Source organism: Candidatus Dormiibacterota bacterium (assembly GCA_035635555.1).
GTDB lineage: Bacteria > Acidobacteriota > Polarisedimenticolia > Gp22-AA2 > Gp22-AA2 > Gp22-AA3.
The window spans coordinates 60,033-75,224 of record DASQAT010000041.1; the positions used below are offsets into that span (position 1 = coordinate 60,033).

General features: G+C 69.2%; 17 protein-coding genes. All 17 read right to left on the reverse strand.

The window, feature by feature from the left end; genetic code table 11:
* Positions 1-47: 47 nt before the first annotated feature.
* Genes VEW47_11570 through thpR form a run of 17 tightly spaced genes read right to left on the reverse strand, consistent with a single transcriptional unit; the run spans position 48 to position 15,191 of the window.
* Positions 48-3,194, reverse strand: a complete 3,147-nt coding sequence (locus VEW47_11570) for a tetratricopeptide repeat protein (protein ID HYS05820.1) — start codon at positions 3,192-3,194, stop codon at positions 48-50.
* Complete coding sequence (locus VEW47_11575; GenBank protein ID HYS05821.1) at positions 3,194-3,850, reverse strand: ribonuclease HII; 657 nt, start codon at positions 3,848-3,850, stop codon at positions 3,194-3,196. Before VEW47_11575 ends, VEW47_11570 begins: the two co-directional genes overlap by 1 nt.
* A gap of 11 nt (positions 3,851-3,861) precedes the next feature.
* A complete protein-coding gene (gene rplS / locus VEW47_11580; protein ID HYS05822.1) occupies positions 3,862-4,209 on the reverse strand; it encodes a 50S ribosomal protein L19 in 348 nt (115 codons plus the stop codon).
* A 31-nt stretch (positions 4,210-4,240) separates the two neighbouring features.
* Positions 4,241-4,960 (reverse strand): tRNA (guanosine(37)-N1)-methyltransferase TrmD, encoded by a 720-nt coding sequence (gene trmD / locus VEW47_11585; GenBank protein HYS05823.1) that lies wholly within the window; start codon positions 4,958-4,960, stop codon positions 4,241-4,243.
* Entirely contained in the window at positions 4,950-5,552 is a 603-nt protein-coding gene (rimM, locus tag VEW47_11590; protein HYS05824.1) for a ribosome maturation factor RimM, read from the reverse strand. Before rimM ends, trmD begins: the two co-directional genes overlap by 11 nt.
* Positions 5,518-5,763: a KH domain-containing protein gene (locus VEW47_11595; GenBank protein ID HYS05825.1), complete on the reverse strand. Its 246-nt coding sequence runs from the start codon at positions 5,761-5,763 to the stop codon at positions 5,518-5,520. The genes rimM and VEW47_11595 overlap by 35 nt, the downstream gene beginning before the upstream one ends.
* A gap of 12 nt (positions 5,764-5,775) precedes the next feature.
* Positions 5,776-6,027 carry a 30S ribosomal protein S16 gene (gene rpsP / locus VEW47_11600; protein ID HYS05826.1) on the reverse strand — a complete coding sequence of 84 codons (252 nt, stop codon included), beginning with the start codon at positions 6,025-6,027 and terminating at the stop codon, positions 5,776-5,778.
* A gap of 41 nt (positions 6,028-6,068) precedes the next feature.
* Positions 6,069-7,412 (reverse strand): signal recognition particle protein, encoded by a 1,344-nt coding sequence (gene ffh / locus VEW47_11605; GenBank protein ID HYS05827.1) that lies wholly within the window; start codon positions 7,410-7,412, stop codon positions 6,069-6,071.
* Between the two features lie 23 nt (positions 7,413-7,435).
* Positions 7,436-8,668, reverse strand: a complete 1,233-nt coding sequence (locus VEW47_11610; protein HYS05828.1) for a bifunctional 3,4-dihydroxy-2-butanone-4-phosphate synthase/GTP cyclohydrolase II — start codon at positions 8,666-8,668, stop codon at positions 7,436-7,438.
* Complete coding sequence (locus tag VEW47_11615; GenBank protein HYS05829.1) at positions 8,665-9,333, reverse strand: riboflavin synthase; 669 nt, start codon at positions 9,331-9,333, stop codon at positions 8,665-8,667. Before VEW47_11615 ends, VEW47_11610 begins: the two co-directional genes overlap by 4 nt.
* A gap of 1 nt (position 9,334) precedes the next feature.
* A complete protein-coding gene (ribD, locus tag VEW47_11620) occupies positions 9,335-10,486 on the reverse strand; it encodes a bifunctional diaminohydroxyphosphoribosylaminopyrimidine deaminase/5-amino-6-(5-phosphoribosylamino)uracil reductase RibD (GenBank protein HYS05830.1) in 1,152 nt (383 codons plus the stop codon).
* Between the two features lie 7 nt (positions 10,487-10,493).
* The gene (gene ftsY, locus VEW47_11625; protein HYS05831.1) at positions 10,494-11,435 is read right to left on the reverse strand and encodes a signal recognition particle-docking protein FtsY; all 942 of its coding nucleotides are present in this window, start codon (positions 11,433-11,435) and stop codon (positions 10,494-10,496) included.
* A complete protein-coding gene (locus VEW47_11630) occupies positions 11,432-12,112 on the reverse strand; it encodes a tetratricopeptide repeat protein (protein ID HYS05832.1) in 681 nt (226 codons plus the stop codon). Before VEW47_11630 ends, ftsY begins: the two co-directional genes overlap by 4 nt.
* A 52-nt stretch (positions 12,113-12,164) precedes the next feature.
* Positions 12,165-12,977 carry a CpsB/CapC family capsule biosynthesis tyrosine phosphatase gene (locus VEW47_11635; protein HYS05833.1) on the reverse strand — a complete coding sequence of 271 codons (813 nt, stop codon included), beginning with the start codon at positions 12,975-12,977 and terminating at the stop codon, positions 12,165-12,167.
* Positions 12,974-14,020, reverse strand: coding sequence for an NAD(P)H-dependent glycerol-3-phosphate dehydrogenase (locus VEW47_11640; GenBank protein ID HYS05834.1), 1,047 nt, complete (start codon positions 14,018-14,020; stop codon positions 12,974-12,976). The genes VEW47_11635 and VEW47_11640 overlap by 4 nt, the downstream gene beginning before the upstream one ends.
* Positions 14,017-14,625 carry a glycerol-3-phosphate 1-O-acyltransferase PlsY gene (gene plsY / locus VEW47_11645; protein ID HYS05835.1) on the reverse strand — a complete coding sequence of 203 codons (609 nt, stop codon included), beginning with the start codon at positions 14,623-14,625 and terminating at the stop codon, positions 14,017-14,019. Before plsY ends, VEW47_11640 begins: the two co-directional genes overlap by 4 nt.
* Complete coding sequence (thpR, locus tag VEW47_11650) at positions 14,622-15,191, reverse strand: RNA 2',3'-cyclic phosphodiesterase (GenBank protein HYS05836.1); 570 nt, start codon at positions 15,189-15,191, stop codon at positions 14,622-14,624. Before thpR ends, plsY begins: the two co-directional genes overlap by 4 nt.
* Between the last annotated feature and the right edge of the window lies 1 nt (position 15,192).

Below are 15,192 nucleotides of genomic sequence, written 5' to 3' on the forward strand. Positions count from 1 at the left end.
GGTGCCGCCGCCGGCAACGGTCCACCGGCTCCCGCCGGGGGGCCGTCCTATCCAAGGAGCTTCTTCATCTCCCTGATCTTGACGGCGACGTCGCGGTAGGTCGAGTCGAGACCGTAGACCTCGGTATAGAGCTGCATGGCCTTCTTGTAATCCCCCTGCTCCCGGAACACCTCGGCGACGTCGTAGCGCAGCCCGGTCCCTTCGTGCTCTCCGAGGTTCGGCATGTCCAGACCCTTCTGGTACCACTTCAACGCCAGCTGCGGCATCCCCTTCTCGCGGAAGCAGAGACCCAGGATCTCGCAGCACTCGACCGTCCTGCCGGGATCCCGCGCCGCATACTGGAACTCCCCGATCGCCTCGTCCACGAGCCCCATTTCCTTGTAGGCGATTCCCAGGTTGTAGTGCGTCTCGTAGTCCTGCGAGTCGACCTGCTGCTCGACACCCTTCTTGAACGCCTTGAAGATCTCATCGAGGCTGTGTCCCGGCCCTTCGAGCGACTCCTGATCCTGCGTGTCGACGGCGACCTGGGCCTCGGCGAGGCTCCGGTCGAGCTCGCCGGCGAGGTCGAAGAAGTCGCTCTCGGCGGCGACTGACTCGGCCCTCTTCTCGACCTTGAACACCGGCTTGGCCCTGGAGGCCCGGGGGACGTCGTCGGCCACCGTTCGCTTCGCCGGCAGGACGACGGTCTGCGCCCCGAAGGCGCGCTCGACGTCCAGGTCGAGACCGCTCGGCTCGGGGTTCGGCACGGCCGGAGCGCCCGGCGGCTGATCGGCCGTCACCGGCCGGTTCGCCCGCTCGAAGCGCTGCGCGACCTCCTGACTCCCCGGGTGTTGCTTCTGGAGCTGAAACAGGACGGCGCGCGCCTCTTCGAGGAGGCCCTGGTCGATGTAGAAATCGACCTCCCCCAGCTTCTCCGGATCCGGATCGCGCCCGCCCACGGCGACCGCCACAGGCTGGGCGGCATCGTCCCGGCGCGGAATCGTGGCGGAGCTTCCGCCGTCGTCCTCCACCTCGATGGTGATCTCGTCCCCGGCGTCCGCGAACGACAGTCCTCCCGACATGTCCTCGGGTGTTTCTTCCTCGACCTTCTCCGGTGCCGCACGGGCGGCGGCCTGCGGCGCCGCCACGGGGGCGGGCGCGGGCTTCCTCGGCGCCGGCTCCTCCGGCATTTCGATCTCGAGCTCCAGATCGCCGTCGGGGCTCTCCGCTACCCCCTTCGCCAGCTCGGCCCTCAGGCTCGTCGGCTCGATTTCGAGCTCAGTCCCCGGTGCAATCTCCTCGAGCTCCAGCTCCGGCGTGGACTGCGGAGCCGGCGCCTTCCCTGTCCGGGCGGGGGGAACCGGCCTGGGCGGAGTTGCGGGCCTCGCCGCCGCCTTCTCCGCGATGGGAGGCGGAGCCGGAGCGGGCCTGGGCGGGGCGGACTTCGGGGCCACGGCGGCCGGAGCGGCGGCCTCCGCCGTGCCCATGAACTCCTTGATGCGCGGGTTGTTGGGGTCGATTCGTATCGCCTCGTTCACGAAATCCTGCGCCTCCTCGCCGCGATTCTTCCCCTTCAGGAGCGCGGCCAGCGACAGGCACTCGGCGACCGACTTCTCCTTGTCCCCCTCTTCGTAGTAGATCTCCTTCAGCTTGCTGTGCGACGGGACATGCTTCGGATGCTTGTCCAGGATCTTGAGGAGCTGCTCCTTCGCCTTCTCGAGCAGGCCGTACTTGACGAACACTTCCGCTTCGGTGAAGTGCTCGCTGATGAACTCGTCGTCCTCGGCCTCGTCCCCCTCCTCGTCCGTCTCGGCGGCCATCTCCTGGATCATGCTCTGCGGACCCGAGCCGATCTCCTCCTCGACCTCGCCGAGCGCGTCGCCGCCTGACGCCACCTCCCCGCCGTCCGAATCAGCCTCCTGGGCCGGCTCCTCCTCCAGCTCGAGCGCCCCTTCCTGGATGTCGGCTACCCGGGCCGCCACCGGTGCCGGTGGCTTCGCGGGCGCGCGGGCCGGTTCCGGGGCCGCCTTCGACGCGCCCGGTCTGCGCTCGGAAAGTCGCCTCTGCAGCTCGGCGGTCTTCGGGTTCTGGGCATCGATCTCCTGCATCCGCGCGACGATTTCCGCAGCGCCGCCCGACTCACCCGCACCGATCAGGAGCTCCGCCAGCGTCGCGAGCGCCTCCATCTGCGCGCCCCGATCTCCCGCCTGCCCCGCCACCTCCGCCCGCTTCGTGAGGGCGTCCCGGTGGCTCGGGAAGGCGCGCAGGAACTCATCGAGGAGACCCGCCGCGTCCGCGGGGCGCGAAGCACCGACGTAGCCGTCGGCCGCGCGCGCAGCCCACTCGAAGGACTGGTCAACCTGGTCCTTCGAAATGTAGTAACGCGTCACGGCGGCCGACACCTCCGGGGGGGCGTCGTCCATACCCCGCAGCCTCTGGAACACCTTCTCGGCCTGCGCCCCCTTTCCCGCCGCCAGGTACGCCTCTCCCAGCAGCGCCAGGGAGCGGGGGTTGTCGCCGTTCGCCTTCGCCATCTGCTCGACGGTCGCGAGCAGATCTCCGGGACTCTTCTCGGCTTCCTTGGTGAGCGCAAGGACCAGGCTCATCATGTCGGGATCGCCCGGGACGACCTTGATCCCCTTCTGCGCCACCTTGATCGCCTCGTCGAACAACCCCTTCTTCGCGAGCTCCTGGGCCACCTGGCGCATCTCGCGGCCGGCGTCGGGAAGACTGCCGACGCGCACGAGGAGGTCGGCATACGTCATCCGCACCTTCATGTTGTCCGGCTCGGCTTCGAGGACACGCGGGAACACTTCGACCGCCTTCTTGAATTGACCCGCCTTCATGAAGCGGTCGGCCACGGCCAGGTACTGCGCCTTGGCCTCGATCGTCAGTCCCTGCTGCTGGTACAGCCCGGCCAGCTTGGTCTGGCAGTCGACGTTCGCCGGGTCGAGCTTGCTGACCTTCTTGTACATGGCGATCGCCTTGAGGAAGAAGCCGTCGCTGGCGTAGAACTCCGCGATGCGCAGGAAATAGCGGATGGCATCGGTGTTCTTCCCCGCACGGACGCACAGGTCCCCCAGCTTGTTGAGGACACCCATGTCGCGCGAGTTATCGTCCGCGAGCTTCCTGTATTCGGTGATCGCCTCGACGATCTTTCCGGACTTGACGAGCTTCTCTGCGTTGGCGTTGATCTTCGCGCGGTCGAGGCCCATCAGGACACCGGTCCCGCCGGGCGCTCGAACGGCAGATCTCCCTGCGTCTCGGACCGCACGCCCCGGAACGTCGAGCGGTGCCACGGCGTCGGCCCGAAGCGACGCAGCGCCTCGAGGTGATCGCGCGTCCCGTACCCCTTGTGACTTCGAAAGCCGTAGGCGGGATAGAGATCGTGGAAGGACAGCATCATCTCGTCGCGATAGAACTTCGCCACGATCGACGCCGCGGCGATGGATGCCGAGATGCGATCGCCGCCCACCAGGCCCTGCTGGGGAATGTCGATCGCGGGAATCGTCAGCGCGTCGACCATCACGAAGTCGGGCCGCACCTGGAGCCCCATCACCGCGCGTCTCATCGCCTCGAGCGTCGCCCTCAGGATGTCGGTGCGATCGATCTCGTCCGGATCGATCACCCCCAGCGCAAACGCCATCGCGCGCCCCGCGATCTGCCGCGCCAGACGCCGGCGTTCCGCCGGCCCGAGCAGCTTGGAGTCCCTCAGCCCGCGGATCGGACGGCCCCCATCCAGGATGACCGCCCCCGCCACCACCGGGCCGGCCAGACAGCCGCGCCCGACCTCGTCCACGCCCGCCACGGCGGCGAACCCCGCGGCGCGAAGCCGCCGCTCATGCAGGTAACCGGCGGCGCGCGCGCCCATGGCGGTGCTCCTCAGCTCTTCGTCTCCTCCTCGATGCGCGCCGCCTTCCCCTTGCGGTCGCGCAGGTAGTAGAGCTTGGCGCGCCGCACGCGCCCGCGCCGCATCACTTCGACCTTGGTGATGATCGGCGAATGCAACGGAAAGATGCGCTCGACGCCGATGCCGTCCGAAATCTTGCGCACGGTGAACGTTCCGCCGGTGCCGCCGCTCTTCATGGCGATCACCATGCCCTGGAAGACCTGGATGCGGTCTTTCTCCCCTTCCTTGACCTTCACGTGCACCTTCACCGAGTCCCCCACTCTGAAGACGGGCGGGGTCCCCTTGATCTCTCTTTGCTCCACGAGCTTCACGAAATCCATCGTGCCTCTCCTCAGCGCTCCCTAGTCCGGGTCAGTGGTCCCGCATCGCCGCCGCCCCGCCGCGAGCACGGGGCTTCAGGAGATCGGGTCGTTTGCGGGCCGTCTCTTCCAGGGCCCGGGTCTTCCGCCACGCGGCGATCTTCCCGTGGTTCCCGCTCAGCAGGACGTCGGGGACCTTGAGACCGCGGAAGTCCGCGGGCCGCGTGTACTGCGGGTAATCGAATCCCTCTCCGGAGAACGTGTCGCGCCCCGCCGCGTCCTCGTTTCCGAGGGCCCCCGGCACAAGGCGAGTCAGGCTGTCCACCAGAACCATGGCCGGAATCTCGCCGCCGGTGAGGATGTAGTCGCCGATCGAGATCGACTCGTCGGCCAGATTCCGGCGCACCCTCTCGTCCACGCCCTCGTAGTGGCCGCAGATCAGGATCAGGCGGGCGTAGCCTGACAACCGGCGCGCCTGCTCCTGGTCGTAGCGCGTCCCCTGCGGACAGAGGAGGACGGTGCGCGACGGTCCGGCCGGATGGCGCTCCTGGATGCTTTCGACCGCTGCGAACAGGGGGCCCGGCAGCAGGACCATGCCGCCGCCACCGCCGTACGGAATGTCGTCGATCTTGCGGTGTCGATCCCCCGCAAAGTCGCGCAGGTCGTGCAGGCGGACCTCGACGAGACCCCCGTCGCGCGCGCGTCTGACGATGCTCTGCGACAGCGGCCCCTCGAACATCGCGGGGAATGCGGTGATGATGTCAAATTCCATACAGTTCCAGCAGCCCCTCGGGCGGGTCGATCGTAATGCACCCGGAGACCAGGTCGATGGCCGTGCAGATGGAGCGCGCGGCCGGCAGAAGGACCTCCTCCTCGGCAGACGACCCGCCACCCGCAGTGCGCTCGACGGCGAGAAGCGGCGTTCCGCCCGTGTGCACCACTTCGCGCACCTTGCCGATCTCGCGCCCGTCGCGCGTCCTCACGATCAGGCCGACCAATTGGAAAATATAGTAGCTGCCCTCGGGGAGGTCAACCAACCCCTTGCAGGGTATCAAGATATCCTGCCCGACGAGACTGGAGGCGGCGCCCGCATCGTCGATCCCCCGGAACTTCAGGACCACGCGGTCGCCGTAAGTCGTGTAGGTCTCGATCGGCAGGCGGCGCATGGGGCCGGAGGCGCGGCCCACCAGGACCCAGCCCCGACCCTCGAGCTGGTCGATGCCGGAGACCACCAGACGCGCCGTCAGCCGGCCATCGGCACCGCGCAGCCTGAGGCTCGTGGCGACCGCCACCCCCGCATCGCCGGCCGGACCGGGCGAGCCTCCCTCCCTATTCGACGATTTCAAGTTCGTAATACTGTCCATGCCTTGCTCCCGCGGCCTCCATCAGCGTGCGCATGGCCTGGACCGTGCGCCCCTGCCTCCCGATGACCCGGCCGAGCTCCGACGGATCGACGGTCAGCTCGAACACGAGGACTCCGTCCTCCTCGAACGAGCTCACCGCGACCGCGTCGGCGTGGTCGACGAGGTCCCTGGCCATCGTTTCGACCCAGGTCTTGATGTCCGCTTCCGCCACGTCCGTCACCCGTCAGGCGGACGCGCCCGCCGCGCGCGCCCTCTCCAGCAGCCGCTTCACGGTCGGAGAGGCGTGGGCCCCCTTCTTGATCCAGCCGTCCGCCTTGAGGACATCGATCTTCACGACCACGGGTTTGCGTTTCGGATCGTAGTAGCCGATCTGGTCCGTGATCCTCGAGCGCGGCGTGCGCGCCGACTCGGACACCACGACATGGTAGAACGGCTTGTTCTTCGTCCCCGCCCTGCTCAAACGAATCACCAGCACTCCGTCACCTCCCTCCGCGTCACAGCGGTTGAACGGGCGCCTCAGCGCCTGAATCCTCGCGCGGCACCGAACAGCCCCGGGCCTCTGCCCGGGCCGCCGCGCGCCATGGTCTTCATCATCTTGCGCATCTGCTTGAACTGCTTCAGGAGCCGGTTGATGTCCGACACCGACGTGCCCGAGCCGCGCGCGATGCGCAGCCTCCGGCTGCCGTCGATCAGGTCGGGCCGGAGCCTCTCCTCGCGTGTCATCGACGACAGGATGGCGCGCGTGCGCGTCATCTCCTTCTCGTCGAGCGGCATGTCGCGCAACGCACCGGCCCCCGGCAGCATGTCGACGATCTGCCGCAGCGAGCCCAGACGCGAGACTTTCTCGAGCTGGGAGGCGAGGTCGTCGAGGGTCAATTCGCTCTTCCTGAGGCGACGCGCCAGGTCGTCCGCCTCCTCCTTGGAGGCCACGTCCTCGGCCTTTTCGATGAGGGTCAGCACGTCACCCATCCCGAGGATCCGCGAGGCCATGCGGTCCGGGTGGAACGGTTCGAGATTGTCGGTGTGCTCGCCGACACCGACGAACTTGACCGGCACCCCCAGCACCTTGCGGATCGAAAGCACCGCGCCGCCGCGGGAATCTCCGTCCGCTTTCGAGAGGATGATGCCCGTGAGACCGACTCGGGCGTGGAAGGCGGACGCGGCGCGCACCGCGTCCTGGCCCGTCATTGCGTCGGCCACGTACAGGATCTCAACGGGCAGCAGATTGACTTTGAGGACCTGGAGCTCGGTCATAAGCTCCTCGTCGATGTGCAGCCTGCCTGCGGTGTCCACGATCAGCGGATCGCGCCCCACCAGGCGGGCCTCCCTCAGGGCCTCGCGGCAGACGTCCGCCGGGGCGGCGCCCGGCCCCACGTCCGCCACCGGGACGCCGATCTGCTTTCCCAGAACGCGCAGCTGGTCGACGGCCGCGGGGCGGCGCACGTCGGCCGGCACCAGCAGGGGCGAGCGTCCCTGGCCCTTCAGCAGCCGGGCAAGCTTGGCGCTGGTGGTCGTCTTCCCGGAACCCTGAAGCCCGGTCATCAGATAGATCGACGGCGGCTGCGGAGCCCGCTTGAGCGCCGACTCGCTCCCCTCTCCGCCGAGTATGGCGACCATCTCGTCGCGCACAACTTTGACCAGGTGGTGACCCGGCGTCAGGCTCTTCAGGATCTCGTCCGTGGCGGCGCGCTGCCGCACCGCCTCCGTGAAGTCCTTGACGACCGACAGGTCGACGTCCGCCTCGAGCAGGGCCATGCGGATCTCGCGCAGCCCCTCGCGGATCTCGTTCTCCGTGAGATGGCCGTAACCGCGCAGAGTGCGGAAGATCACCTGAAGCCGTTCGCCCAGGGCGTCGAACATGGGGGATGCGGGCCGCCGGTCGCTCAGACGAGCGACAGCAGGTGTCCCATCTTCTCCTTCTTGGTCTTGAGGTATCTGCGGGAATTCTCGTTGGGGGCGACTTCGAGGGGCACCCGCTCGACGATCTCGAGGCCGTACCCCCTGAGGGCCGTGAACTTGCCGGGATTGTTGGTCAGCACGCGGATCCTCCGGCACCCGAGGTCGCGGAGGATCTGCGCCCCGATGCCGTAGTCCCGGTGATCGGCCTTGAATCCGAGCTTGTGATTGGCCTCGACCGTGTCCTTGCCCCGGTCCTGCAGCTCGTAGGCGCGCAGCTTGTTCAGGAGCCCGATGCCGCGCCCCTCCTGACGCAGATAGACGATGACCCCCTGGCCCGCGCGCGCGATGATCTCCATGGCGTTGCGGAGCTGGGCCCCGCAATCGCACCGCAGGGAACCGAACACGTCCCCCGTGATGCACTCCGAGTGCACCCGGACGAGCACCTTGTCCTCCGCATGGATGTCCCCCAGGAGGAGCGCCAGGTGCGTCTTCCGTTCTATGCCGCTCCGGTAGGCGACCAGCCGGAAATCGCCGTGGATGGTCGGCAGGATCGGCTGCGCCACCCTGTGCACCAGCCGCTCGTTGCGCATCCGGTAGGCGATGAGATCGGCCACCGTGATCATCTTGATGCCGTGGAGCTTCGAGAACGCAATGAGGTCCTTGAGACGCGCCATCGTGCCGTCGTCGTTCATGATTTCACAGATCACGCCGGCGGGATACAGTCCGGCGAGACGGGCCAGATCGACCGCCGCCTCCGTCTGCCCGGCGCGTTTCAGGACGCCCCCCTTCTGCGCGCGCAGCGGGAACATGTGGCCGGGCCGCGTCAGGTCGGCCGGGCGGGTGCGCGGGTCGATCGCGACCTTCACGGTGTGGGCGCGGTCCGAAGCCGAGATCCCGGTCGACACGTTCCGTTTCGCCTCGATCGACACGCAGAAGGCGGTGTTGTACGGAGAGGTGTTGTCCTTGACCATGAGCGGGACGTCGAGCTCCTCCAGACGGTCCTCGGCCATCGGCATGCAGATCAGGCCGCGCCCGTAACGCGCCATGAAATTGATCGACTCGGGCGTCACTTTCTCCGCCGCCAGGGTCAGGTCCCCCTCGTTCTCCCGATCCTCGTCGTCCACGACGATCACGAAGCGTCCTCCGGCGATCTCCCGGATGGCCTCGTCGATCGAGGCGAAGTGCGCCCCTTCCCTGCCGTTCCCGCCCCTGCTCATCGCGACCCTTCCTTCCTCTCGAACCCGTGCTGGGCCAGGTGCTCCCGCGTCACCGCGGGCGCGGCCCGGCGGCCCCCCACGTGGCCCCGGAGATACTCGACCACATAACGTGCCATCATGTCCACCTCGAGGTTGACCGCCGTTCCAGGAGCGTAGTCCCCGAGGCGGGTGACCTCGAGCGTCTCCGGGATCAGCGCCGCCTCGAAGCTCCGGTCCCCCCGCGCCGCCACGGTCAGGCTCACCCCGTCCACCGCGATCGACCCCTTCATGACGATGAAGTCGTCCAGGTCCCCGGGGAAACGGATGCCAACCCTCCGGCCGCTCCCCTCCGGTTCCACCGATTCGACCACCCCCACTCCGTCGACGTGCCCCTGGACGATGTGGCCGCCGAGCCGGTCGCCGGGGCGCAGGGCACGCTCCAGGTTGACCCTGTCACCCGGCGCGCGCAGTCCGAGCGTCGTGCGCGACAGGGTTTCGGGCGACACGACGGCCTCGAACCAGGTCGCGCCGCGTTCGACCGCCGTGAGACAGACCCCGTCTACGGACACGCTTTCCCCCCGCTCGATTTCGGCGGCGAACGGCGCCAGCACGCGCAGACGCACCTCGTCCGCCCGCGTCTCCCGGCGCTCGACCCGGCCCGTCGTCTCGATGAGACCCGTGAACATGTCACTTTCCTCCGCTCCGGGGAAACCGAAGCGTCCCTTCGATTCTGAAGTCCGGTCCGATCGGTCGGACCGTGATCCGTTCCATCCGGGCCGCATGGCTGAGACGCCCCGTGCCGCGACCGCCGAACACCGGGACCGCGCTCCGCCCCCCGAGGAGACTCCCCGCCACGAACAGCACGATCCGATCCGCGAGCCGCGCGTCCAGGAGCGACCCCAGGACCTCCGACCCTCCCTCCACGAGGACGCTGGCGATGCCGCGCCGCGACAGTTCCCGCAGAGCGCTTCCCACGGCGATCCGGCCGTTCTGTCCGGGCGCCTCGATCACCAGGGCGCCCTTCTCCTCGAGCCTGCGGCGCCGTGCCGCGGACGCTCCACGGAGCGTCATCACGATCACCGGCGGGCCTCCATTCGAAAGCAGCCGCGCGCGCGGAGGCGTGCGCAGCCGCGCGTCCAGCACGACGCGGACGGGACGCGCAAACGCACTGTCGGCCGCCCGCCTCTTGCGCCCACTACGGGCCGTGAGGCGAGGATCGTCGCGCAGGACCGTATTCACGCCGACCAGCACCGCGTCATGCTCGGACCTCAGGACCCGTCCCGCGGCGCGCGCCCGCGCCGACGTAATCCACTTCGACTCGCCCGAACGCGTCGCGATCCGCCCGTCCAGGCTCATGCCGGCCTTCAGCGTCACGAACGGACGTCCCGCCGCGGTCCGCCGGACGAATTCCCGGTTGAGCCTCCGTGCCGCGCCCACGAGCGGGCCCGTCCGCACGCGAACACCCGCCGCTCGCAGCGCGCGGAAGCCCCTCCCTCTCACCCTCGGGTCGGGATCGCGCATGCTCGCCACCACCTCCCGCACGCCGGCGCCGATGAGGGCGTCCACGCAGGGAGGCGTGCGGCCGAAGTGGCAGCACGGCTCCAGGTTCACGTAGAGCACCGCGCCCCGCGCCCGCCTCGCCGCCTGCGCAAGGGCCACCGCCTCCGCGTGGGGCGCCCCGGCCCGCGTGTGGTACCCCTGACCCACGACGCGTCCATCGCGCACCAGAACCGCCCCGACCATCGGGTTGGGAGTGGTCTGCCCGGCCCCCCGGGCCGCCAGCGCCAGGGCGAGCCCGAGAAATTTCCTGTCGTCCCGGTCCGCCCGTTTCGCACTCACGATGTCTCTACGCCGCCGACGGCAGGAGCCCTTCCAGGAACTCGTCCGGATCGAAATCGACCAGGTCGTCCGGTCCCTCGCCGACGCCCACGTAGCGCAGGGGGATCCCGAGCTCCTGCACGATCCGGACGGCCACGCCGCCCCTTGCGGTCCCGTCCAGCTTGGTCACGACCAGACCGTTCACGCGGGCCGCGCCCAGGAACTGCTTCGCCTGGCTCACCCCGTTCTGCCCGGTCGTCGCGTCCAGCACCAGGAGAACGTCGTCCGGGGCCCCCTCGATGCGGCGCCCGACCACCCGGACGATCTTCTCCAGCTCCCGCATCAAGGGCTCCTGGGTGTGCAGCCTCCCAGCCGTGTCGACGATCAAGGCGTCCGCGCCGCGCGACAGCGCCGCCGCGGCGGCGTCGAACACCACGCCCGAAGGATCGGCGCCGGGACGGTGCCCCACGAAATCCACGCCGACTCTCTCCGCCCACAAACGCAGCTGCTCACCGGCGCCGGCCCGGAACGTGTCGGCCGCGCACAGCACCACCTTCTTCCCTTCCGTGCGAAGCCGTTGCGCCAGCTTCGCGGCGGTCGTCGTCTTGCCCCCGCCGTTGACGCCGACGATCAGGACGACCCGGGGTCGCCGCGTCGACGCGCTCGCCGCAGGACCACTTGTGGCGAGGATGTCGCGCAGCACGCGGCGCGCCGTCTCCCGCACACCCTCCCACGACGGGGGCGTCGATCCCGGCTGTCCCTTCACGGCCTCGACAATCTGCGCGGCGGCGCGCGGGCCTAGGTCCGCCTGGATCAAAGCGGTCTCGAGGGCTCCGCTCCAGTCGTCCGCCTTGGCGGCACCGCGGAACAGGGAAGCCACCCGCACCAGGATCCCTTCCCGGGTGCGGCGCAGTCCCTGGCGCAGCCGCTCGAAACGGCCGGAGCCCGCGGGCGACTCCGCGGCAGTCATGAGCCCGCCTGCTTCACCTTTCGCTCGAGCAGCTGCCGGGCCTCGGTGGCCTCGGGGGAATCGGGATCCAGGGAGACGACCTTGCGCAGCTCCTTGTCCGCCAGCTCCTTCTGCCCGGCCTGCGCGTACGCCGTCCCGAGACCGAGACGACCGCGCAGGTAGGCCGGGCTGAGCGACACCGACTTCTGGAAGCTCGCGATCGCCTCCGGGTACATGCTGCGCGCCAGGTACAGGTAACCGATGTTGAGATGGATCCGCTCAGGCGCCTTGTACGACTTGTCGTTGAGCGCCGCGTGGAACTCGGCGAGCGCCTCGTCGTATTCCTTCATCTCGCGGTAGACCAGACCGAGATGATTGTGGGCATCCGTGTAGTACGGATTCAGCTTGAGGGCCTTCCTGAACTCCTTCTCCGCCGGCTTGTACTCGCTCTGCTGGTGACGGATGAAGCCGAGAAGGTAGTGCGCCTCGGCGTTCTCCGGGTCGAGCTTCAGCGCCTTGTTCACCGACTCGATCGCCTGCAGCGTCTTTCCCTGCTCGACCTGCACCTGGCCGAGCCGGTAGTAGCGCAGCGCCTCGTCTTTCTTGTCAGGGCTTGTCTTCGCCCACGCGGCCACAGCGCAGACCATGCCGATGACCGCGACCGCAGCCTTGGAGCAATTCCCGATCGTTCCACGCATTCGCCGCAAGGATTTTTCCCGTCCGTCCGAAAAGCGCGTAATTCTATCAAACTCAACGACTTTTGTAAACGTCGCGACGAGAGAACAACGACCGCAGCCGGGCGCGGAAGCCATGCGCCGGCGGCACGGTCGCCTCGGTCGTCTCCACGTCCCGGCCGTCGAGGATCGCGCGGGGCGTCTCCTCGACCATGCGGCGTGCGGCCCCTTCACCCACCTCGGCGGCCGCGACCGGGATCACTTCGGAAAGGACAGGAGGGCGATAGCGGACGTCGTGCGCGTCGGAGGCGAGCACGTGAACCAGGTTCCGCCGCAGGAGGGCCCGCGCGAAATCGCGCGGCTTCTCGCCGAACTTCCCGGTCAGGGACGCCGCCGTGACCTGCGTCAGGGCGCCGATCCGCACCGAGGCGGCGACCCGCTCGATGTTTTCGAGGTAGTAGGCGACGCGCTCCGGATGCGCCATGAGCGGCGTGATCCCCAGAAGCCGGAGCTGGAAGATCGTATCGTCCACCTGCATCGGAATCTGCTGGTACGGGAGCTCGAGCAGGAGGTAACGTCCGCCGTCGGCTACCGTCATGAGCTGTTTCGCTTTGGCGCGCGCCACCAGGTCCGCCGTGAAGTAGACCTCCGCGCCCGGCAGGAGCGTCACCCCTTCGGCCTCGTCCCCCCTGGCCGCCTCCCGCACCAGCGCCACCCGCTCGAGGATCGTCTCGCGCCGGTTGTCGTAGACACCGGGTTTCATGTGCGGCGTGGCCACGACCACCTTCACGCCGTCGCGCCGGGCGATGCGCAGGAACTCCAGGGTCTCCTCGACCTTCTTCGCCCCGTCGTCGATGCCGGGCAGGAGATGGTTGTGCAGATCGATCACGCTTCCTCCTTGAGCGGGCGCGCCAGGAGGGAGGCGACCGCGTCCCGGGGGGACGTTCCTCCGAACAGCACCGCGCTCACCTGCCCCGCGATCGGCATCTCGACGCCGTGCGTTTCCGCCAGGGCCACGACGGCGCGGGTCGTCGCCACGCCTTCCGCCACCATCCGCATCCCCGAAAGGACCGCCTGCAGCTTCCGCCCGCGCCCGACCTCCAGACCGACCGAGCGGTTGCGGCTCAAGGCGCCGGTGCACGTCAGGATGAGATCGCCGGCCCCGGCGAGGCCCGCGAAGGTCTCGGGGTGTCCACCCATCCGCGTGCCGAGACGGGCCATCTCGACCATCCCGCGGGTGATGAGGGCCGCGCGCGTGTTGCTGCCGAAGCCAATCCCCTCGGCGATACCGGTGGCGATCGCCACGACGTTCTTGAAGGCTCCCGCGAGCTCGACCCCCACGCGATCGCGATTGCAGTAGACGCGCAGATTGTCGCGCGACAGACGGTCCTGGACGCGCTCCGTGGCGCGCGCGTCCTCACCGGCCACGACCACCGCCGTCGGGTCGCCGCGCGCGACCTCGGCGGCGAAGCTCGGTCCCGAGAGGACCGTGGCGCGACGGCCGGCCTCTTCCCCCGCCTCCCGCGCCAGCACCTCCGACAGTCGCAGCAGGCTCTCTTCCTCGATCCCCTTCGAGGCGATGACCAGGTCGGCGGAAGGCGGCAGGTTTGACGCGGCCGCGCGGAACACCGGGCGAAGATGCTGAGCCGGCACGACGAAGAGCACCAGACGGGCGTCGCGCAGCGCCGCGCTCAACTGGCCGGTCACCTCGAGACTGCGCGGGAAGCGGTGGCCCCCGAGGTACACCGTGTTCTCACCGGTCTCCCGGAGCGCGCGCGCCGCCTCCTGGCTGCGGGCCCACAGGACGACAGGATCGCCGGAGCGCGCCAGGTGCAGGGCGAGCGCGGTCCCCCAGGATCCCGCTCCCAGGACGGCCGCTTTCCCCGCCCCCCGGGCCCGCCGCGTGCCCCTGTCCCCGCCGTCGATGGTCACGTGGGGTCACCCGCGCCCATGCGGTGCTCGGTCCCGCGCAGGAGGCGCGTGATATTGGCGCGGTGCCGCGCGATCACCAGGACACCGACGACGGCGGCGGCGACCGTCACGGCCCGGTCGGCGTTGAAGAGATAGGCCGCCAGTGGAAGCGCCAGGGCGGCGAGGACCGACCCGAGTCCGACGATGCGGGTGAGCGCCACGGTCAACCCGAAGACGCCGACCGCTGCGAGCGTGGCCTGGGGCGCGAGCACCGCGAACGCCCCGGCTCCGGTCGCGACTCCCTTGCCCCCCTTGAAGCGCAGGAATGGAGAAAAGCTGTGTCCGAGCACCGCCAGGGCCGCGGCCAGCGCCTGGACCAGCGGGGTGGCCTGCGGACCCAGAACAACGCTCGGAACGAGGACCGCCACGGCCCCTTTCGCCGCGTCCAGGAGGAGTCCCACGGCTCCCAGGCCGTAGCCAAGAGTGCGCGCCAGGTTCGTCGCCCCGACGTTGCCGCTGCCCACCGTTCTCAGATCGACACCGCGCCGGCGGGCGATCAGGTGGGAGAACGGGATACCGCCGAGCAGGAAGGCGGCCAACAGTGAAGCGAACACCGGGCCGCTCATGCGGCTCCCCCCGTTGCCGCTTCGCCCTCGAGGGGAAACCGCCGGAGGGGGGTATAGACGGCACCCCCGGGATCGAGCCGGCTCTCGAACAGGACGTACTCCGTCACCTCGAAACCCCCGAGCCCCGACCCGCCGGCGCGCTCCAGGATATCCCGCCAGCCTTCCCGCCCCGGTCCCTTCACCCGTCCGAGCGTCAGGTGCGGGTTGAAGTCGCGCGTTTCGGGCGGGACGCCGAACGGCGCGGTCGCGGCCTCGATGGCCGCCGCCAGACTGCGCGCCTGGTCGATGTCTCCTCCCACCTCCACCCAGATGAGCCGCGGCGTTCCCCGCGCGGGAAACGGAACCGCGCGAACCGTTTCGAGCCGGAACGGCCGGAGCCGCACGCCTGCACCTGCGACGGCCGTCGTAACCTCCTCCAGTCTCGACCCGGCCACCTCTCCCAGAAACTTCAGCGTGAGATGGATCCCGTCGGGACGCACCCAGCGCACCGGCAGGGGCGCCTCTCTCAACTCCCGCTGGAGACTCTCGAGGCGCCCACGGAGATCGGTCGGCAATTCCGCGGCCACG

Bases quoted from the DNA above. Each gene is read 5' to 3' on its own strand.
- VEW47_11570 (HYS05820.1), bottom strand. From the start codon at position 3,194: ATGGGCCTCGACCGCGCGAAGATCAACGCCAACGCAGAGAAGCTCGTC.
- VEW47_11575 (HYS05821.1), bottom strand. From the start codon at position 3,850: ATGGGCGCGCGCGCCGCCGGTTACCTGCATGAGCGGCGGCTTCGCGCC.
- rplS (HYS05822.1), bottom strand. From the start codon at position 4,209: ATGGATTTCGTGAAGCTCGTGGAGCAAAGAGAGATCAAGGGGACCCCG.
- trmD (HYS05823.1), bottom strand. From the start codon at position 4,960: ATGGAATTTGACATCATCACCGCATTCCCCGCGATGTTCGAGGGGCCG.
- rimM (HYS05824.1), bottom strand. From the start codon at position 5,552: ATGGACAGTATTACGAACTTGAAATCGTCGAATAGGGAGGGAGGCTCG.
- ffh (HYS05827.1), bottom strand. From the start codon at position 7,412: ATGTTCGACGCCCTGGGCGAACGGCTTCAGGTGATCTTCCGCACTCTG.
- VEW47_11610 (HYS05828.1), bottom strand. From the start codon at position 8,668: ATGAGCAGGGGCGGGAACGGCAGGGAAGGGGCGCACTTCGCCTCGATC.
- VEW47_11615 (HYS05829.1), bottom strand. From the start codon at position 9,333: ATGTTCACGGGTCTCATCGAGACGACGGGCCGGGTCGAGCGCCGGGAG.
- ftsY (HYS05831.1), bottom strand. From the start codon at position 11,435: ATGACTGCCGCGGAGTCGCCCGCGGGCTCCGGCCGTTTCGAGCGGCTG.
- VEW47_11630 (HYS05832.1), bottom strand. From the start codon at position 12,112: ATGCGTGGAACGATCGGGAATTGCTCCAAGGCTGCGGTCGCGGTCATC.
- plsY (HYS05835.1), bottom strand. From the start codon at position 14,625: ATGAGCGGCCCGGTGTTCGCTTCACTGTTGGCCGCCTTCCTGCTCGGC.